The following is a 19,155-nucleotide window of genomic DNA, read 5'->3' as shown; positions in this document are numbered from 1 at the left end:
CGCCGCGGCCCGGCCGGGGGCGCGGCGGGGGAGGGGGGGGGGACCAGGTCCGCCGCGCTGGCGCGCGAGCGCGGCGGATTCTATGTGGACCAGTTCAATGCGGTCGAGTGCATCGCGGCGCACGAGGCCGGCACGGGCCGCGAGATCCTGGAACAGCTGGGCCGGCCCGCCGATGGCTGGGTCGCGGCGGTGGGCACGGGCTGCACCTTCATGGGCGTGGCGCGGGCCATGAAGGCCGCCAGCGCGGCGACCGTGTGCGCGGCCGTCGAGCCGCTGGGCTGCGAAGTGCTGGCCGGCCAGCCGGTCTCGAAGGCGCGGCACCTGATCCAGGGCACCAGCTACGGCGCGGTGCCGCCGCATTGGGATGCGTCGCTGATGGACCTGAGCCTGGCCGTGACGGACGAGGAAGCCGAGGCGTGGCGCCGGAAGCTGGCCGTGCGCGAAGGGCTGTACGTGGGCTATTCCGCCGCCGCCAATGTGTGCGCGGCGGTGAAGCTGCTGCAATCGGGCCGGCTGCGCGCGGATGCGGTGGTAGCCACCGTGTTGTGCGATACGGGCCTGAAATACTGAGCGCCGCGCCAGCCTCGCCTGGATCCGCGCCTGCGTTCGTGCCCGGCTCCGCGCCTACATCCGCGCCGCGATGAAATCCAGGAAGCAGGCGATGCGCCGCGACAGCTGCGTGTTGCGGTAGTACACCGCGTTCAGCGGCTGCAGGTAGTCGGTGTAAGCGTGTTCCATCACCTTCACCAGCCGGCCGTCGGCCAGCTCGTCGCGCACCATGAAGTCGGACAGGCAGGCGATGCCCACGCCGCGCAGCGCCAGCTGGTACTGGGTCTCGCCGCTGGAGGTGGCCAGCGTGGGCGTGATGGCGAAGCTGGAGCCGCCGGCATGGCGCAACGGCCAGACGTTCAGGCTTTCCGGCTGCGTGAAGCCCAGCAGCTCGTGTTGCAGCAGCTCGTCCACGTCCTTCGGCTCGCCCCGGCGCGCGATGTAGTCGGGGCTGGCCAGCAGCCAGCGCGGCGCGGGGCGCAGCGGGCGGGCGTGCAGTGTGGAATCGGTCAGCGGGCCGGCGCGCAGCGCCACGTCGCTGCGGTGTTCCATCAGGTCGACGATGCGGTCGTTGCTGGTCAGCTCCAGCGTGATCGCGGGATAGGCGCGGCGGAACTCGGCCACATGCGGCACCACGCAGTGCAGCATGACGGGCGCCGAAGCATCGACCCGCAGCCGGCCGGCGGGCTGCTGGTGCACCATGCGCATGCATTCCTCGGCCTCTTCCAGCGACGCGACGATGCCGCGCGCCTTCTGCAGGAACAGCGCGCCTTCCTCGGTCAGTTCCATGCGCCGCGTGGTGCGGGTCAGCAGGGTCACGCCCAGGTCTTCCTCCAGCCGCGACAGGCCGCGGCTGACGCCGGACGCGGTCTGGCCCAGCATCTCGGCGGCCGCGCTCATGGTGCCCGCGTCCACCACGGCCAGGAACAGGCGCAGGGCGTCGGAATTCAGGGACATTCGTGACTCCAGGGCATAAGTATTGTGAGTTTATCGGTGTTTTTCTCAATGATCCATGCGCGCAGAATGTGCGGCCATTGAGATACCCGCTGGAGCAAACCGAATGATCCCCACCAAACCCCTGGGCCGCGAAGGCGCCGAGATTCACGCGCTGGGCCTGGGCGTGTTCCGCATGCCTGCCGAGGACACCGCCCGCATGACCCGGACCGCGCTGGAGCTGGGCTACCGCCACATCGATACCGCGCAGATCTATGGCAACGAGGCCGACGTGGGTCGTGGCATGGCCGAGGCCGGCGTGCCGCGCGAGCAGATCTTCCTGACCACCAAGGTCTGGGTGGACCACTACCGGACGCCCGACCTGCTGCGCTCGGTCGAGGAAAGCCTGGCGCGGCTGCGCACCGATTACGTGGACCTGCTGCTGCTGCACTGGCCCGGCGACAAGGCACCGCTGGCCGAGCAGATCGACGCGCTGAACCAGACCGTGTCTTGCGGCTGGGCGCGCCACATCGGCGTCAGCAATTTCAACATCAAGCTGATGCGCGAGGCCGCCGCCCTGAGCGCCGCGCCGCTGGTCACGAATCAGATCGAGTTCCATCCCTACCTGGACCAGGACGCGGTGCGCGCCGAGGCGGCCGCGCTGGGCATGACGGTGACGGCCTATTTCGGCATGGCCGACGGCAAGGTGCTGACCGATCCTCTGATCGGCGAGATCGCCGCGCGCCTGGGCAAGACGCCGGCGCAGATCGCCTTGCGCTGGCTGGTGCAGCAGGACAACGTGGTGACGCTGACCAAGACCTTGCAGCGCGATCGCGCCGAGGCCAATGCGCGCGTGTTCGATTTCGCGCTGTCCGCCGACGACATGGCGCGCATCGCCGCGCTGGCGCGGCCGGACGGCCGGCTGGTGTCGCCGGACGGGCTGGCGCCTGACTGGGATTGATCGCGTGTCGGCAGCCGGCCGCGTCCGCGTTTGAATCCCAGGCTTGAAACCTGGGTTTGAAGCCGGAGCGCATCGCCTGGACATGCAAGGCAAACGGGGAATGGCGCGAGCCATTCCCCGTTGATCTTGCGCGTTGCGCCGCGTTCAGCCGTGCAGCGCCCGCCCGAAGGCCGCCAGCACCGATTCGTGCAGCGTTTCCGACAGCGTCGGATGCGCGAACACGGTGTGCATCAGGTCTTCCTCGGTGGCTTCCAGCGCGGTGGCCACGCCGTAGCCGGTGATCAGCTCCGAGGCTTCCGGGTGGATAATGTGCGCGCCCAGCAGCTCGCCGGAGCGGGCATCGAACACGGTCTTGACCAGGCCCTGGTCCTCGCCCATGGCGATGGCCTTGCCGTTGCCGGCGAAGGTGAACTTGCCCACGCGGATCTCGCCGCCATGCTTGGCGGCATGCTCGCGCGCGCGCGCCTCGGTCATGCCGATGCTGGCCACTTGCGGATGCGAGTAGGTGCAGGCGGGAATGCGCAGCGGGTCGATGGCGTGCGCCGGCTTGCCGGCAATGGCTTCCACGCACAGCACGCCCTCGTGGCTGGCCTTGTGCGCCAGCCAGGGCGCGCCGGCCACGTCGCCGATGGCGTAGACGCCCGGCTCGCCGGTGCGGCACAGGCCGTCGGTGACGATGTGGCTCTTTTCCACCTTGACGCGCGTGCCTTCCAGGCCCAGGTTCTCGACGTTGCCGACGATGCCGGCCGCGACGATGACGCGCTCGACTTCCAGCTCGCTGCGCTTGCCCTGCTGTTCCAGCGTGACCTTCACGCCGGTGGCGGTGGGGCTGGAGGCCGTGACGGCGCATTGCGTCAGCACGCGGATGCCCTGTTTCTCGAAGGCCTTGCGCGCCAGCTGCGAGATCTCGGCGTCTTCCTGCGGCAGGATCTCGGCGGTCATGTCGATCAGCGTGACCTCGGCGCCGACCGCGCGATAGAAGCTGGCGAACTCCGCGCCGATGGCGCCGGCGCCCACCACCAGCAGCGACTTGGGCACGGCGTCGGGCACCAGCGCCTGGCGATAGGCCCAGATGCGCTCGCCCAGCGGCAGCGCCGGCAGCTCGCGGGCGCGCGCGCCGGTGGCCAGGATGATGTGGCGCGCCGACAGGGTGCTGCCGTTGTCCAGCGCCAGCTTGCCCGCGCCGGCGAGCCGGGCGCTGGCCTGGATCACCGTCACGCCGTTCTTCTTCATCAGGTGCGCCACGCCCTGGCCCAGGCGGCCGGCCACCTTGCGCGAACGCGCCACCATGGCGGGCAGGTCCGGGCGCGCGGCGTCGGCGCCGGCCACGCCGTAGTGCGCGGCCTCGCGGCAGGCGCGCAGCACGGTGGCGCTGTGCAGCAGCGCCTTGGTCGGAATGCAGCCCCAGTTCAGGCAGATGCCGCCCAGCTCGGCGCGCTCGACCAGCGCGGCCGACAAGCCCAGCTGCGCGGCGCGGATGGCGGCCACGTAGCCGCCGGGGCCGCCGCCCACCACCACCACATCGAAACTCGTCTTGGTCATGGCGTGGCTCACAGCAGGATGCGGACGGGGTTTTCGATGCGGGCGCGGAACGCGGCCAGCCACTGCGCGCCGACGGCGCCGTCGACCACGCGGTGGTCGGCCGACAGCGTCACCGTCATGACGGTGGCGGCTTCCAGCTCGCCGTTCGGGCCGACCACGGGGCGGCGCTCGGCCGCGCCAAGGTCAACCGCCTGAAGCCCGAGGAATTCACCGGCGGCGATGGCGGACAGCGACTTGTCGTCGGCGTCGCGCACGATGGGCGTCACCAGCCCGCCCTCGGTGGCCACGGCCACCGAGATGTCGGCGCCGGCGTGGTACTCGATGGCGTCGTCCTGCCAGCTGGCGTTGACTTCCGGCACGTCGCGCAGCGCCTGGGCGGCGGCGCGCACGATGAAGTCGTTGACCGACAGCTTGACGGTGCCGGCCTGGTTGGCCTGCGCGCGCAGCGCCAGCAGCGCGTCCATGCGGCAGTCCACCGTCAGGTAGAAATGCGGCACGGTCTGCTTGCTTTCGCTCAGGCGGCGGGCGATGGCGCGGCGCATGCCGCTGTGCGGCACGCGACGGCCGGCGGCGCGCGGCGCGGCGGCTTGCGGCTGGCCGGCGGCGGGCGCGGCGTTGCGCGCCGCTTCCACGTCGCGGCGCAGGATGCGGCCATGCGGGCCGCTGCCGGTCACGTGGGCCAGGTCCACGCCCCATTGCGCGGCCAGGCGGCGCGCCAGCGGGCTGGACAGGCGGCGGCCGGCCTGGGCCGGGGCGGCTTGTGCGGGCGCGGCGGCCGTGGCGGGCGCGCAGGTCGCCGTGGCGGCGCAGCTCGAAGCGGCGGATGTTGCGGCAGCCGACGCTGCGGCAGCCGATGCTGCGGCAGCCGGTGCTGCGGCAGCCGGCGCCGAGGCAGCCGGCGCGGCGCTCGGATCCACGCCCTGTTCAGCCAGCGCGCGCTCGATGGCGGACGCGTCCTCGCCGGCGGCCAGCAGCACGCCCAGCACGGTGTTCACCGGCACCGACGCGGTGCCGGCGGCCACGACGATGCGGCCGAGCACGCCGGTGTGTTCGGCGTTGATCTCGACGATGGCCTTCTCGGTCTCGATTTCGGCCAGCGCGTCGCCGACGGCGACCGTGTCGCCTTCCTGCTTGAGCCACTGGTGCAGATTGCCGCCCGAGGTGTCGGCGGCCACGGAGGGAAGCTTGATGAGGTATGCCACGTTGATGTCCTATTCAGCGGCGGCGGCCGTGTCGGGCTGGAGGTCGGGTCGATAGGCGGCGGGGTCGTCGTACTCCACCAGCTCCAGCACATTGCCTTCGGGATCGCGGAAGAACGCCAGCCAGGTGCCGGGGCGCACTTCCATCGGCGCGGGCGCGCTGTCGAACGTCACGCCCCGCGCTTGCAGCTGGCGCACCACGCCGGGCAGGTCGCGCACGATGAAGGTGAGATAGGTGGCGCCCTGGCGGTCCAGGATGGCGCCGGCGGCCGGGCGCGGCTGGGGCGCCACGGCGGGCTGCAGCAGCTTGACGCGCTCGCCGTAGCTGGTCTGCAGCCGCGCCACGTCGTAGCCGGCCGAGGTCAGGCCGGTGGCGGCCGCCTTGTCGGCGGGCACGCTCACGCGGTTGACCAGCGCCAGGCCCAGCACGCCGGTGTAGAAGGCCAGCATCTTGTCCAGGTCGGCGCAGCAGATGCCGACTTCCATCGGCACCGTCATGCCCAGGCGGGCCTGTTCGGGCGCGTTCATGCCTGCTCTCCCAGGTCGGCCAGCACATCGGCCAGGCCGGCCATGACTTCTTCGGTGTCGGCGAAGGCGGCGCGTTCCAGCACCTTGGAGATGCTGGGCGAGGCCTCGCCGCCGGTGACGCGCTTGACGGGCTGGTCCAGCCAGTCGAACCAGCGGCGCTGGATCTCGTCGGCCAGCATGGCGCCGTAGGACGTGCCGCGCGCGCCCTGTTCAACGATCAGCACGTTGTTGGTCTTCTTGATGCTCTCGCCGATGGTGTCCCAGTCCAGGCTGGCGCGGTCCAGCGTGCGCAGGTCGATGATCTCGGCATCGACGCCGGCGGCCTCGGCGGCCTTGAGCGCGCGGCTGACCATGGACAGGTAGGTCAGGATGGTGACCTTGCCGCCCTGGCGGCGCACCTGCGCCTTGCCGAAGGGAATGGCGTAGTCCAGGTCGCCCGTCGGCACTTCGCCCGACGAGCCGTACAGGTCCACGTGCTCGATGACCAGCACCGGATCCTTGGATGCCAGCGCGGTGTTCATCAGGCCGACGTAGTCGTAGGGCGTGGACGGCGCCACGATGCGCCAGCCGGGCGCAGTGGCGAAGATGCCGGCCGGGTCCATCGAGTGCTGCGAGCCGTAGCCCGTGCCCATGGCGACCTTGGTGCGCAGCACGAAGGGCACGTCGATGTCGCCGCCGAACATGTGGCGGGCCTTGCCGATCTGGTTGAAGACCTGGTCGGCCGCGACCCACATGAAGTCGGGGTACATGAATTCGACGATCGGACGGTAGCGGCCGTCCATGGCCAGGCCGCCGCCCAGGCCGGCGAAGGCGTTCTCGGAGATCGGGGTGCCCAGCACGCGGTCCGGATACTTGTCCTTCAGGCCGCGCGTGGCGCCGTTGGTGCCGCCCTTCAGGCGGTGCACGTCCTCGCCCAGCACCACCACGCCGGGATCGGTTTCCATGCGGCGGTCCAGCACGTCGGCGACGGCGTCGACGAACTTGCGCTCGACCCGCTCGCCGGCGTGTTCCGAGGCTTCCTGGTAGCGCAGGCCGGCCAGTTCCGAGCCGTCGCTGCGCAGGCCCACGTCGCGGAAGTCCGGGCTGGGCCACAGATCGGCGCGCACGCGGCGCTTGCCGCCGTCGGCGGCCTCGGTCAGGCGGCCGGCCACGTCCTTCATCACGTCCTTGCAGCGCTGGCGCAGCGCGTCGACTTCAGCCTGGGTGATGAGCTCGCGGCCGATCATCTCGGCGGCGACCTTGTCCAGCGGGTCGCGGCGGCGCCATTGCGCTTCCTCGTCCTTGCTGCGGTAGCCGAAGGCGCTGCCGGGGAAGGGGCCGTTCTGGTGGAAGTAGCGGTACACGTCCACTTCGATGATGGTCGGGCCCTTGCCGGCGCGCATGTGCGCCACGGCTTCCGACATGGCCAGGTACACGGCCAGCGGATCCATGCCGTCCACCTGCCACGACGGGATGTTGAAGGCCAGGCCGCGCGCCGACAGGCGCGGTTCGGCGGTGGATTCCTCGACCGTGGTCGAGACCGCGTAGCGGTTGTTCTCGATGAAGAAGCACAGCGGCGTCTTCCAGGCCGCGGTCAGGTTCATGGTTTCCAGCACCGAGCCGATGTTGACCGCGCCGTCGCCGAAGTAGGTCACGGCCACGCGGTCGGTGCCGGCGTGCTTGTGCGCCCAGCCCGCGCCGGCGGCCAGCGGCACGCCGCCGCCGACGATGGCGTTGGTGCCCAGCGCGCCGGCTTCGAGCCAGCGCAGGTGCATGGAGCCGCCACGGCCACGGCAATAGCCTTGCGCCAGGCCCATGATCTCGGCCAGCGTGCGTTGCAGCACTTCATCGACGGCGGCGTTGATCGGGTTGCGCGGGTCCAGTCCTTGCGGCGCGACGTGTTGCAGCGCCTTGGCCAGGAACTGGTGGTGGCCGCGGTGCGAGCCGTTGATCTGGTCGCCGGCGCCCAGCGCCAGCACCGAGCCGACCGCGCCGCCTTCCTGGCCCACGGACGAGTGCGCCGGGCCGTGCACCAGGCCTTCGGCGGCCAGTTCCAGCACCGCTTCCTCGAAGGCGCGGATCCAGTGCAGCTGCGTCAGCATGTTGGACAGCAGCGCCGGATCGGCCTGTTGCCAGTCCTTGGCGTCGACCGTCAGTTGGCGCCAGGGCGCTTGCGGCGCAAGCGGGTGATGGGTGGCCATGAGTGAATCTCCAGAAATGTCGGGCGTGAAGTGTTTTAGAGGTAGCTGTAGCGGCTCCAGCCGCCGTCTGCCACCAGGGTGTGTCCGGTGATGTAGGCGGCCTGGCGCGAGGCCAGGAACACCGCCAGGTCGGCCATTTCGGCCGGCTGCGCCAGGCGCCGCAGCGGCGTGCGCTGCTTCAGTCGTTCGGGGTCGAGGCGGCCGCGCGCGGCCAGGTCGCGCACCAGGTCGGTCTCGACGTAGCCGGGCGCCAGCGCGTTCACGCGCACGCCCAGCGGGCCCCATTCCACGGCCAGCGTCTCGGTCAGCAGCACCACCGCGCCCTTGGTGGCGCAGTAGGCGGCGCGGTCGGGCGCGGCCACCACGCCGTACATGGAGGCCAGGTTGATGATGCAGCCGGCGCCGGCCGGCACCATGCGGCGGCCGGCGGCCTGGGCGCACAGGAACACGCCGGTCAGGTTGATGTCCACGGCGCGGCGCCATTCCTCGGCGCTGACTTCCAGCGTGGGCTTGTTGGCCGAGATGCCGGCGTTGTTGACCAGCACGTCGATGCGGCCCCAGGCCTGCTCGACCTGGGCGAAGGCGCGCTCGACCGCGTCGGCGTCGGTGACCGAGGCCTGGCAGGCCAGGGCCTCGCCGCCCTCGGCCTGCAGGCCGAGGGCGGCGACGGCCAGCGCGGCCTCGTCCATGTCCAGCAGGGCCACGCGCGCGCCCTGGCGCACGAAGGCCTGGGCGGCGGCGTAGCCGATGCCCTTGGCGCCGCCGGTGATGACGACGGTCTGGCCGCGCAGGTCGGCGTACACGGTGTCGGGAGTCTGTTGCAAGATGATTGCCTATGAAGGTTGTGGGCGGCGGCTTAGACCGCCAGCCATTCCTGGACCACGTCCTGGCGCTGCTGCAGCTCGGCGGGCGGTCCTTCGAAAACGATGCGGCCGTGGCCCATCACGCTGACGCGGGTGGAGACCTTCAGCGCGATGGTCAGCTTCTGCTCGACCAGCACCACCGACACGCCGCGCTGGTGGATGTCGCGGATCACGTCGGCGATCACTTCCACGATCTTGGGCGCCAGGCCCTCGGTCGGCTCGTCGATCAGCATGACCTTGGGATTGCCCAGCAGCGAGCGACACATGGTCAGCATCTGCTGCTCGCCGCCCGACAGGTTGCCGGCGCGGGTGCCGCGCCGTTCCTTCAGGCGCGGGAAGTAGTCGAACATCTGCTCGACGGTCCAGAACGGCGCGTCGGCGCGGCGCGGCTGCTCGCCCATGCGCAGGTTTTCGTCCACCGTCAGGTTGGCGAAGACCTCGCGTTCCTCGGGCACGAAACCCAGGCCCGCGCGGGCGATCTCGAAGGGGCGCTTGTTGGTGATGTCGCGCCCTTCGATGCGGATCTGCCCGCCGGTCACATCCACCAGGCCCATGATGCTCTTCATGGTGGTGGAGCGGCCGGCGCCGTTGCGGCCCAGCAGGCTGATGACTTCGCCTCGGCCGATGGCCAGGTCGATGCCATGCAGGATGTGGCTCTTGCCGTAGTGGGCGTGCACGCCCCGCAGGCTGAGCAGTTCCCCGGTTTGCGCGCTCATCGCGTCGTCCTTCGCGCTGCGCGCGTTGTTGTTCCCCTTGGAGGCGGCGGCGGGATGGGTGGCGTGCTGGCTCATACGGCTTCCTCCCCGAGATAGGCCTCGCGCACGCGGGCGTCGCCACGGATCTCGGCGGGCGTGCCGGTGGCCAGGATCTCGCCATACACCAGCACGCTGATGCGGTCGGCCAGCGAGAACACCACCTGCATGTCGTGCTCGACGATCAGCAGCGTGCAGTCGCGCGTCACGTCCTTGATCAGCTCGACCGTGTAGTCCACTTCATGCTGCGACATGCCGGCCATGGGCTCGTCCAGCAGGATCACGCGCGGCCGCGAGGCCAGCGTCATGCCGATTTCCAGCGAGCGCTGTTCCGAATAGTTCAGGTCGCCGGCCGCCACGTGCTGGCGCGGCGCCAGCCGCACCTTTTCCAGCAGGCGGTCCACGTCTTCATTGACGGCGCGGTTGCGCGCGATGGGACGCCAGAAGGTGTAGACCAGGCCGTGCATGCGCAGCACCGCCAGCCGCAGGTTCTCGCGCACCGACAGGCGCGGGAACACATTGGTGATCTGGAACGAGCGCGCCAGGCCCAGGCGGTTGATGCGCTCGGGCGCCAGGCCGCCGATGGCGCGCGATTGCAGGCTGATGTCGCCGGACGTCGGCGCGAACGAGCCCGACATCAGGTGAAACAGCGTGGACTTGCCGGCGCCGTTGGGACCGATGACCGCGTGGCGTTCGCCGGCGCGCACCGCCAGGTTCACGCCGCGGATGATCTGCGCGTCGCCGAAGGACTTGCGCACGTCGGTGAGAGTGAGGATGTCGTGGTTCATTGCGCCGTCTCCAGGGCGGGGGCGGCCGAGTCGCCGTCGCGCCACAGCGCCAGCGCCCAGCGGCAGGCCAGGAGGCCCGCGACCAGCAGCGCCAGCGGAATCAGCCAGGTCGACAGCGCCAGCGGCGCCCATTCGCGGCCGAACAGGGAAATGGCCGGCCAGCCGGCGTCGGGGTTCAGGGCCAGCAGCGAGCGGTAGTCGCGGGCGAACATGCGTTGCAGCAGTTCCACCGTGAAGACCGTGCCGGCCGTCAGCAGCAGGCCGCCGGCCGCCGACACGGCGGCGCGCGGCAGCCAGTCGGCCAGTCCGCGCTCGCGCAGCGAGCGGGCGGCGCGCTGCACCAGGCCGACCAGGCCGTCCGGCACGAACAGCATCACCAGCACGAACAGGATGCCCTGGTACAGCAGCCACGAACGGGTGATGTCGGCCAGCGTCTGCGACAGGAAGGTCAGGATGGAAGCGCCCAGCACCGGACCCAGGAAGGCGTTGACGCCGCCGATGTAGGCGAACAGCACCGCGTCGGTGGACAGCTTGACCTCGAACAGCACGTAGTTGCCGGCCTCGATGTTGAGCGCCTGCAGGCCGCCGGCGATGCCGGCGAACATGGCGGACAGCGCGAACACCAGCGTCTTGAGCGTGTGCGGACGGTAGCCCAGGTAGCGCAGGCGGTGCGCGTTCTCGCGCAGGCCCAGCGTGAGCCGGCCCAGCGGCGTGCGGGTCAGGCCGTACAGCGCCGCCAGCGACACCAGCACCCAGGCCAGCACCAGGAAATAGACCTCGATGTCCGAGCCGAACGAGAAGCCCCAGGCCGGCATGCGCATGGCCGACAGGCCGGCCTCGCCGCCGAACACACCCTTCAGGTGCGGCGCCAGCGCGTGCAGCAGCTCGGCCAGGGCCAGCGTGATCATCGAGAAATACACGCCCGACCGCATGGTGGCGAACCAGCCCGCGACCAGCCCGAACAGCAGGCCGGCCACGCCGCCGACCAGCGGCATCAGCGGCGTGGGCAGCAGCCCGGCGCCGCCCAGCGCGTTCATGGCATGGATGGTGGCGAAGGTGCCGACGCCGAAGTAGGCGGCGTGGCCGAAGGACAGCATGCCGCCCTGGCCGGCCAGCAGGTTGAAGGCGCAGGCGAATAGCGCCGCGATCAGCATCTGCACCGCGGCCACCAGCTGGCCCGGGGGCAGCAGCCAGGGCAGCGCGCACAGCGCGGCCACGCACAGGATCAGCAACAGCGCGCCCGAGGCGCGGCGGGCATGGGTTGTCGATTGGCTCATGCCTGTTCTCCCTTCAGGCCCGAAGGCTTGACCAGCAGCACCACCAGCATCAGCAGGAAGGGCAGGGTCGCCGCCAGGCTGGATATCTTCACTGTCATCAATCCGCCCACGCTCTCGGCCCACTCACCGGCGCCGAACAGGCCGAACAGCGTGGCCAGGCTGGCGTCGATGCCGACCGAGAAAGAGCTGATCAGGCCGATCAGCAGCGAGGCGATCATGGCGCCGCCGAGCGAGCCCAGTCCGCCTACGACCACCACCACGAACACCAGCACGCCCAGTTCCAGCGCCATGTTGGGGTTGGTGGTGTAGAAGGCGCCGGCCACCGCGCCGGCCAGGCCGGCCATGGCCGCGCCCACGCCGAACACGCTCATGAACACCAGCGGCACGTTGTGGCCCAGCGCCTCGGCCATGCGCGGGCGGTAGATGGCCGAGCGCACCACGATGCCGACGCGGGTGCGCGACAGCAGCAGGTAGATCGCCGCGAACATGGCCAGCGACACGCCGCCCATCAGCAGGCGGTAGAAGGGGTAGTCGGCGTCGAACACGCGGAAGGCCGCGAAGTTCAGGAACTGCGGCACGCGGTAGTCGACCGGGAAGTCGCCGTAGAACAGCTTGACCAGCTCGGCCACGATGAAGGCCAGGCCGAAGGTGACCAGCAATTCCTGCGCGTGGCCGAACTTGTGCACGCGGCGCAGGAAGTAGCGCTCCACCGCCATGCCCAGCGCGCCCGAGATCACGGTGGCCAGCGCCAGCGCGGCCCAGAAGCCCGTGACCGGGGTCAAGGTATAGGCGGCATAGGCGCCTATCATGTAGAACGAGGCGTGCGCGAAGTTCAGCACGCCCATCATCCCGAAAATCAGTGTCAGGCCTGCCGACACCATGAACAGCAGCAGGCCGTAAATCACGCCGTTCAACAGCGAGACGGTAAAGTATTCCATGTCCGCTCCATAAATCCTGCGCGCGGGCGCGATGCGCCGCGCGATCCATCGCGCCCTGTTGTGGCCGGCCCCGCGCCGGCGGGCGTTGTTTCCTGCGGGTGATCGGACGGGCCGCGAGCGCGGCCCGCCCCCAGCCGCATCAGTTCGGGCGGACCATCTTGCAAGTGGACTGCACCGGCGCCGACACGTCGGCGGCGCTCAGCACCTTGACCGGTTCGAAGCCCATGTCGGTGTCGTCGGCCTTGTACTTGGCGTTCTTGCCGACCTTGGACACCACCATCGGCAGCTGTACCTGGTGGTCCTCGGCGCGCATGGTGTAGGTGCCCAGCGACGAGGTGTAGGTGACCTTCTCCAGCGCCTTGGCCAGTTCCGGCACCGACAGCTTGCCGTCCTGCGGCTTGACCTGCTTGAGCGCCTCGCCCAGGAAGGTGACGCCGATCACGGTCTGCGGCTCGGTGTAGCTGGGGTAGTGGCCGGTCTTGGCCTTGTAGTCCTCGGCGAACTTGGCGCCTTCCTCGCCGGCGGCCTCGATGTTGTACGGGTGGGCGATGTAGTGGCCCAGCGCGACTTCGCCGGCGTTGGCCAGGTTGCCCACCTGGTCCAGGAACACGGTGGCGAAGCGCACCTTCAGGCCGGCGGCCTGGGTGGCCTTCATCAGCAGCAGCAGGTCGTTGGACCAGTTGCCGGTGATGACGGTGTCGGGATTGGCCGAGCGGATGCGCGCGACATAGGGCGCGAAGTCCTGGATCTTGTTGACCTCGTGCAAGGTCTTGCCGACCACTTCATAGCCGTACTGCTTGGCGAAGCGCTCGGTGGCGCCTTCCATGTCCTGGCCCCAGGAATAGTTCTGGTTGATGGCGTAGACGCGCTTGCCCAGCGTGCCGTCGGCCGACATGACCGAGGTCAGCGCCTTGACGCGCAGGTCGGCGTTGGTGGCGAAGCGGAAATGGTAGAAGTGGCACTTCTGGCCGGTCAGTTCCAGCGCCTCGCCGCCCACGTTCAGGAACAGCACTTCCTTGCCGGGATTGCGCAGGTTGTGCTTGCGCACGTCTTCGGTCAGCTGGCCGGAAATGGCGGACGAGGAACCCTGCACCAGGATCTGCACGCCTTCGGCGGCGGCCGCGCGGAAGCGGTCGGACGCGCCCACCGGGCCGCCCTGGTTGTCGAACTCGACCAGTTCCAGCGGCTGGCCGTTCCAGCCGCCGGCGGCGTTGATGCGGTCCAGCTGGTACTTGACCGCGGCGCGGAAGATCAGGCCGGTCGAGGCCTGCGGGCCGGACAGCGTCTCGATCAGGCCGATCTTGACGGGCGCGGCCTGCGCCGAGGCGGCGATGCCGGCCAGGCACAGCAGGCCGGTGGTGAAAGCCAATTTCATGCGTGTCTCCTCCGTGGAACGGGAGTGTGGTGAATCCGTGGATCAAGCGAGCGCGCTGGCGGGGCGGACCCTAGCGCGACTCCGGTATGCCCAGGTAGCGGGCAATCTCGGCGATCTGTCCTTCCAGCATGTGCAGGCCGGCGTGCGTGCGCAGGCCGCGCGCGGCGGCGGCGCGCAGCAGCGGCGTGTCGACGCGGCTCATCACGGCGTCGGCCACGACCGCGCCGACGGGCAGCGCATCAAGGGGGAAGGGCAGGGGATCGGTGTCGGACAGGCCCAGCGAAGTGGCGTTGACGGCGATCTCGCAATCGACGCCGGGCGCGGCGTCGGCCAGGCGGATGTCCAGCGCGGGGTAGGCGGCCGACAGGCGCGCGGCGAATTCGCGGGCGCGTTCGGGGGAACGGTTGTACAGGTCCAGGCGGGCCGGGCCGGCTTCGGCCAGGGCACAGGCGATGGCCTTGCCCGCGCCGCCCAGGCCGGCCAGGTAGACGCGGCGGCCGGCGGGCTCATGGCCCTGGGCGCGCAGGCCGGCCACGAAGCCCAGCCCGTCGAAATTGCCGCCGGCCAGCTTGCCGTCGCGCAGGCGGATCGCGTTGACGGCGCCGATCAGGCGCGCGGCCGGCGTGATCTCGTCGCACAGGACGGCGGCCTGTTCCTTGTGGGGCACGGTGACGACCAGCCCGCCCAGGTTGCGCAAGCCGCGCAGGCCGGCGAACAGCGCCGGCAGGCCGTCGGGCGAGACGTGGAAAGGGACCATGACGCCGTCGGCGCCGCGCTCGCGCAGCAGGGCGTTGAGCCGCTGCGGCGTCTTGACGTGCGCGATCGGGTCCGCCGCGATCGCGTATACGGTTGTGCTGCCGGTGATTTCCACCTGATTGTCCCCTGCCTGTCCTGCGGCTTGGCGCCGTGTTTTCTGATCCGCTTGCCTGTTCGCGCCAAGTGATTTACGCTTTCAAGCAAGTTGTCAGGCAACTTTATTAAGTTGTCCGATAAATCATAGGGCAAGCGTTTTTGCCGTGTCAAGCAGACGGAGACAAGATGATTTCATTCGAACAGCAGGTGATCGCCATCACGGGCGCGGGCAACGGCATCGGGCTGGCCACGGCCAGGCTGATGGCCGCGCATGGCGCGCGCCTGGCATTGACCGACATCGACGGCGCGCGCCTGGCACAGGTGGCGGCCGAGCTGGATTCCAGCGGCGAGCGCGTGCGCGCCTACGCGCTGGACGTGTCGTCCTCGACCGACTGTGACCGGGCGCTGGCCCAGGCCGCTCAGGACTTCGGCGGGCTGGACCACTTGGTGCACTGCGCCGGCATCTATCCGGAAAGCCTGGTGCGCGACACCACCGACCAGGGCTGGAAGAAGCTGATGGGCGTGAACCTGGACGGCACCTTCTACGTCTGCCGCGCCGCCGAGCGCCACCTGCGCGAGAACGGCTCCATCGTGCTGCTGACCTCGCTGGCGGCCCAGCGCGGCAGCTACGCGCACGCCGCCTATTCGGCGTCCAAGGGCGCGGTGCAGAGCTTCACCCGCAGCCTGGCGCTGGAGCTGGCGCCCAAGGTGCGCGTGAACGCGGTCGCGCCCGGCATCATCGCCACCTCCATGACCAACGACCTGATCGGCCAGAAGGGCGACCAGCTGCTGGCCAGCACGCCGCTGCGCCGTTTCGGCTCGGCCGAGGAAATCGCCGGCCCGATCGCCTTCCTGTGCTCGCCGCTGGCGGCCTTCGTGACCGGTGAGGTCATGCAGGTGAACGGGGGCATCTATATCGCGTAAAGTGCAGTGCGGCGGCGCCCGGCATACCGGCAAACCCTATACTTTTCGCAGGCGTCCGCCGCAACAGAACGTCGAGACATTCCTATAAGCCCAAGGCGGCCGCCCCGCGAGCCGCCGAATCTTCACGTTTCCCTATGCAGCCCAGTCAAGATCAGGATTCCGCGCGCGCCGCGCCCCGCAGTTCGCTGTCCGCGTCAGTGGCCGACGCCCTGGCCGAACAGATCCGCCAGGGCGCGCTCGCGCCCGGCGACCGCCTGCCCACCGAGAAGCAGCTGACCGAGATCTACGCCGTCAGCCGCGCCGTGGTGCGCGAGGCCCTGGCCCGCCTGAAGTCCGAGGGCCTGGTCACCTCGCAGCAAGGCAGCGGCGTGTTCGTGGACCCCAACTTCCAGAAGAACGCCTTCCGCATCGCCGCGCCCGCGCCGGGCGACAGCCAGGAGCTGGAACATATCCTGGAACTGATGCTGTCCATCGAGGTGACGGCGGCGCGCTACGCCGCGCAGCGCCGTGGCGACCAGGACCTGAAGAAGATGAAGCAGGCGCTGGTCGGCATGGAATACGCGCTGGTCAACGACAAGCTGGGCGACGAAGAGGACTACCAGTTCCACCTCGCCATCGTGCAGGCCACCCACAACCCGCACCTGGTGGCGCTGAACGACTACCTGGAAGCCAACGTGCGCCGCGTGATCCGCAGCGCGCGCAACAACACCGCGCGCATGTACACCGAGCGCATGGCGGCGGTGCAGAGCGAACACCAGGCGATCTTCGCGGCCATCGAGGCAGGGGATCCCGACGCGGCTGGCCGCGCGGCGGAACAGCATCTGCGCAATGCGGCGGATCGGCTGCGGCTGTTCCAGGCGGAGCGTCCGGCGCCGGTTTGAGGTATTGGAGCCGGGTTCAGATTGTCGATGGGCAGCGCCAACGCCCCGGACTGGAATCGACGATGCTGTCGTGGATGAAGCGGGCCGGCGGGCCCGCGATTCCATATCTTGGGTGGTAAGAAAATGCCAGTTTATCGGTCGGGTTTCTGACCGAAATCGCCGGCTGCAATTCGTGCTCTTACACGTTCCAGCACCGTTTCGATCGTCAGCTCGCCGTTGACGACGAGGGCCAGTTCAGCAACAGTTCGCGGATCGGGCTCCTGGCCCGCCAAGCGTTGGTTCGCCAGGGCGTTGCTGAACGCGCGTTGGCGGTCTCGCAGTGAAAGATCGTTCGAGTTTGGCATGGGTGGCCTCCGTATTCCGATCCCATTATCTTGCGTGCAGCATAGGGGCAATGTACCTGCCGTGCAGGGCAGGCTCACGAATTGCAGCGCAACGCCGAGCGCACTGAAATAACGCTGACCTGGGCAAGTCGGTCTTCGCGCCGCAGCAGCCCTACGCGAAGATCTGCTCCATCTCCCGCCGGAAGCGCAAGGCCGTGGACTGCTCGTCGTATTCCACATCGCGCCAGCGTATCGGCTGCGACTGGCGCACGGCGTGCTTGAGCTTGACCTGGTGCGACAGGCCCAGCGGCAGGTAGCCTTCCTCGACCGAATCGCGCGCCGGCATCAGCCGGCCATATACCGTGTAGCCGCCTTCGCCGTCCAGCGCCTGTCCGGCGGGCAGGTCGCGCTTGGCGGTGGCCACCACGTCGCCATGCCAGCCAGCCGGCGCGCCGGTGGGTTCGCGGCGCAGGCCGACGCTGGCCACGCTGACGCCCAGCTCCAGGCCCAGAAGGTGATGGGGCTTGTACATGGCGGTGTAGTTGCCGCCGGGATCGGTGACCAGTCCGTATTCCTTGAAGCAGCGGCGCACGTAGTCGCTGTCGGCCGCCAGCGTCACGTACACGCCCCAGCGCAGGTCTCGGAACACCGGGCGGCCGTCGCGCTCCAGCGAGGACACCACTTCCACCTGCCCGCGATGGTGCAGGATGCCGCCGTCCTCGCGCGGCCGCAGCACGCGCGCCAGGTCGTCCACGCCGCAGGGCGGGAAGTGCAGGCCGGACGGCGAGGGCTGCAGGCCGGTGGCGTTGGACACGGCGGCCATCTCGATGGCGCTCTTGGTGCCGTCCAGGAAGCTGTTGAACATCTGCGCGTTGAAATCGCCGGCGGCCACCATCTCGGCGGTGAAGCCGTAGTACGGCCAGACCGTGTCGGGCGTGGAAGTATGGAATTCGGGCAGGTACTTGGTGCCCTTGCCGGCGGCCATGACCTCGAAGCCGCAGGCGCGCGCCCAGTCGACCATTTCGCAGATCAGCGCGGGCTGGTCGCCGTAGGCCAGCGAATAGACGATGCCGGCCTCGCGCGCGCGGCGCGCCAGCAGCGGCCCGGCCAGCGCGTCGGCCTCGACGTTGACCATGATGATGTGCTTGCCGTGTTGGCAGCACGCCAGCACGTGCTCGACGCCGGCGGCCGCCTGGCCGGTCGCGTCGACCACGATCTCGACGTCGGGGCTGGCGATGACGGCATCGGTGTCGTCGGTGAAATAGACCTTGCCGTTCTTGAGCGCGTCGGCGGTGCTCTCGGCGTTGAGCGCGGCCGCCGGCCAGCCCACCCGGGTCAGCGCGGCGCGCGCCCGTCCCGGCGACAGGTCGGCCACCGCCACCAGGCGCAGGCCGGGCGTGCGCGCGGCCTGGCTCATGAACATGGAACCGAACTTGCCGGCGCCCAGCAGCGCGACGCGCAAGGGTTTCTTGTCGGCTTCCCGCTGCTTGAGCAGGCGATGCAGATTCATGGAAACGCTCCTGTCCAGGGCATGTCGCCATACAGGATAGATCCAAATCATGACCGCTGGATAGCATCCGTCCGGGGGACTTGCCGGCCCCCGCGGCTGCGGCGGGCGTGGCGGACGGGGCCTCGCGCGGGGTTGCTGGCTTGCCAGGGCTGCCGACAGGGAGCGCGCCAGGCGCGGACTTACTCGTCCGCCGTATACAGCTCGCCCGCCAGCACGTTGCGCCAGTTGCTCCAGGTGATGCGGGGGCGGTCGGTGACTTCGCGGTTGTAGGGCGCGTCGAACAGGATGTGTTTCCAGCGCGGCTTGACCGCGCCCTGGATGTGCGGCTTGTCGTCGATCAGCAGGCTGCCGTGGACCAGGGTCTTGTCCTTGGTCAGGATCAGCCGGTTGGTGGCGTCGCGGCCCAGGTGCTTTTCCACCCACAGGTATTTCTCCGCCACGCAGTTCTCGAATTGCGACAGCGGCGAGGTGCAGATGCGCACATCCATGCCCAGCGCCAGCAGTTCCGTCACGGCGTCCAGCGCGCCGGGCACGGGCGGCAGGCTGCGGATGAAGCCGGGCGCGGTGTAGATGGCTTCGGCCATGGCGCGCAGCTCGGGCGCGTAGTCCTCGCGGATGTAGAAGGACTTGCGGTCGTCGAAGGCCACCGGCGCGATGTCGGGGTGGCGGGCGCGCCAGGCGTCGATGAAGGCGTGTTCGAAGTCGGCGAGCACGCCGTCTTGGTCGAGCAGGATGATCATGGGGATCCCGGGTCATTGCGACCCGCAGATTGTGCCAGAG

General features: G+C 69.6%; 19 protein-coding genes. 4 read left to right on the top strand and 15 right to left on the bottom strand.

Going from position 1 to position 19,155, the window contains the following annotated elements; all coding sequences use genetic code 11:
• Positions 1 to 570: pyridoxal-phosphate dependent enzyme (locus KDH83_RS20585; RefSeq protein ID WP_212319314.1), on the top strand; the 570-nt coding region annotated here is incomplete at its 5' end.
• 54 nt (positions 571 to 624) lie between these two features.
• Here the strand turns inward: KDH83_RS20585 and KDH83_RS20580 are convergent.
• On the bottom strand, positions 625 to 1,506 hold the full coding sequence (locus tag KDH83_RS20580; protein WP_212319312.1) for a LysR family transcriptional regulator: 882 nt from the start codon (positions 1,504 to 1,506) through the stop codon (positions 625 to 627).
• A gap of 103 nt (positions 1,507 to 1,609) precedes the next feature.
• Here KDH83_RS20580 and KDH83_RS20575 point away from each other — a divergent pair, with 103 nt between their 5' ends.
• Positions 1,610 to 2,443, top strand: coding sequence for an aldo/keto reductase (locus tag KDH83_RS20575; protein WP_212319310.1), 834 nt, complete (start codon positions 1,610 to 1,612; stop codon positions 2,441 to 2,443).
• 144 nt (positions 2,444 to 2,587) lie between these two features.
• Here KDH83_RS20575 and lpdA read toward each other — a convergent pair whose 3' ends face one another.
• The 11 genes from lpdA to KDH83_RS20520 form a co-directional block, all read right to left on the bottom strand.
• Complete coding sequence (gene lpdA / locus KDH83_RS20570; protein ID WP_212319308.1) at positions 2,588 to 3,985, bottom strand: dihydrolipoyl dehydrogenase; 1,398 nt, start codon at positions 3,983 to 3,985, stop codon at positions 2,588 to 2,590.
• An 8-nt stretch (positions 3,986 to 3,993) separates the two neighbouring features.
• Positions 3,994 to 5,187, bottom strand: coding sequence for a 2-oxo acid dehydrogenase subunit E2 (locus KDH83_RS20565; RefSeq protein WP_212319306.1), 1,194 nt, complete (start codon positions 5,185 to 5,187; stop codon positions 3,994 to 3,996).
• Between the two features lie 9 nt (positions 5,188 to 5,196).
• Complete coding sequence (locus KDH83_RS20560; protein ID WP_212319304.1) at positions 5,197 to 5,712, bottom strand: VOC family protein; 516 nt, start codon at positions 5,710 to 5,712, stop codon at positions 5,197 to 5,199.
• Positions 5,709 to 7,892 carry a dehydrogenase E1 component subunit alpha/beta gene (locus KDH83_RS20555; RefSeq protein WP_212319302.1) on the bottom strand — a complete coding sequence of 728 codons (2,184 nt, stop codon included), beginning with the start codon at positions 7,890 to 7,892 and terminating at the stop codon, positions 5,709 to 5,711. Before KDH83_RS20555 ends, KDH83_RS20560 begins: the two co-directional genes overlap by 4 nt.
• A 35-nt stretch (positions 7,893 to 7,927) precedes the next feature.
• The gene (locus KDH83_RS20550; protein ID WP_212319299.1) at positions 7,928 to 8,716 is read right to left on the bottom strand and encodes a glucose 1-dehydrogenase; all 789 of its coding nucleotides are present in this window, start codon (positions 8,714 to 8,716) and stop codon (positions 7,928 to 7,930) included.
• A gap of 32 nt (positions 8,717 to 8,748) precedes the next feature.
• A complete protein-coding gene (locus KDH83_RS20545; protein WP_103276217.1) occupies positions 8,749 to 9,471 on the bottom strand; it encodes an ABC transporter ATP-binding protein in 723 nt (240 codons plus the stop codon).
• Positions 9,472 to 9,542: 71 nt separating this feature from the next.
• Positions 9,543 to 10,295, bottom strand: a complete 753-nt coding sequence (locus KDH83_RS20540; RefSeq protein ID WP_103271292.1) for an ABC transporter ATP-binding protein — start codon at positions 10,293 to 10,295, stop codon at positions 9,543 to 9,545.
• Positions 10,292 to 11,572, bottom strand: coding sequence for a branched-chain amino acid ABC transporter permease (locus KDH83_RS20535; protein ID WP_212319293.1), 1,281 nt, complete (start codon positions 11,570 to 11,572; stop codon positions 10,292 to 10,294). The genes KDH83_RS20540 and KDH83_RS20535 overlap by 4 nt, the downstream gene beginning before the upstream one ends.
• Positions 11,569 to 12,510, bottom strand: coding sequence for a branched-chain amino acid ABC transporter permease (locus KDH83_RS20530; RefSeq protein WP_212319291.1), 942 nt, complete (start codon positions 12,508 to 12,510; stop codon positions 11,569 to 11,571). Before KDH83_RS20530 ends, KDH83_RS20535 begins: the two co-directional genes overlap by 4 nt.
• 139 nt (positions 12,511 to 12,649) lie before the next feature.
• Positions 12,650 to 13,885 (bottom strand): branched-chain amino acid ABC transporter substrate-binding protein, encoded by a 1,236-nt coding sequence (locus KDH83_RS20525; protein ID WP_212319290.1) that lies wholly within the window; start codon positions 13,883 to 13,885, stop codon positions 12,650 to 12,652.
• Between the two features lie 70 nt (positions 13,886 to 13,955).
• A complete protein-coding gene (locus KDH83_RS20520; RefSeq protein WP_212319289.1) occupies positions 13,956 to 14,756 on the bottom strand; it encodes a shikimate dehydrogenase in 801 nt (266 codons plus the stop codon).
• Positions 14,757 to 14,923: 167 nt separating this feature from the next.
• On the opposite strand from KDH83_RS20520, the gene KDH83_RS20515 reads away from it, so the two are divergent.
• Both KDH83_RS20515 and KDH83_RS20510 read left to right on the top strand, forming a co-directional pair.
• A complete protein-coding gene (locus tag KDH83_RS20515) occupies positions 14,924 to 15,661 on the top strand; it encodes an SDR family NAD(P)-dependent oxidoreductase (protein ID WP_212319288.1) in 738 nt (245 codons plus the stop codon).
• A gap of 134 nt (positions 15,662 to 15,795) precedes the next feature.
• Positions 15,796 to 16,542: a FadR/GntR family transcriptional regulator gene (locus KDH83_RS20510; RefSeq protein WP_103271286.1), complete on the top strand. Its 747-nt coding sequence runs from the start codon at positions 15,796 to 15,798 to the stop codon at positions 16,540 to 16,542.
• A gap of 131 nt (positions 16,543 to 16,673) precedes the next feature.
• Here KDH83_RS20510 and KDH83_RS20505 read toward each other — a convergent pair whose 3' ends face one another.
• From KDH83_RS20505 to KDH83_RS20495, 3 genes are all read right to left on the bottom strand, one after another.
• Entirely contained in the window at positions 16,674 to 16,886 is a 213-nt protein-coding gene (locus KDH83_RS20505) for an antitoxin VbhA family protein (protein ID WP_212319286.1), read from the bottom strand.
• Between the two features lie 151 nt (positions 16,887 to 17,037).
• Positions 17,038 to 18,375 carry a Gfo/Idh/MocA family oxidoreductase gene (locus KDH83_RS20500; RefSeq protein ID WP_212319283.1) on the bottom strand — a complete coding sequence of 446 codons (1,338 nt, stop codon included), beginning with the start codon at positions 18,373 to 18,375 and terminating at the stop codon, positions 17,038 to 17,040.
• Between the two features lie 179 nt (positions 18,376 to 18,554).
• Complete coding sequence (locus KDH83_RS20495) at positions 18,555 to 19,115, bottom strand: 5'-3'-deoxyribonucleotidase (RefSeq protein ID WP_212319280.1); 561 nt, start codon at positions 19,113 to 19,115, stop codon at positions 18,555 to 18,557.
• Positions 19,116 to 19,155 lie beyond the last annotated feature (40 nt).

The sequence above is a fragment of the Achromobacter sp. Marseille-Q0513 genome (assembly GCF_018195695.1).
Taxonomy (GTDB): Bacteria; Pseudomonadota; Gammaproteobacteria; order Burkholderiales; family Burkholderiaceae_B; genus Achromobacter.
The sequence above is the reverse complement of the archived record's forward strand: the minus strand, read 5'-3'. Positions and strand labels throughout refer to the sequence as shown.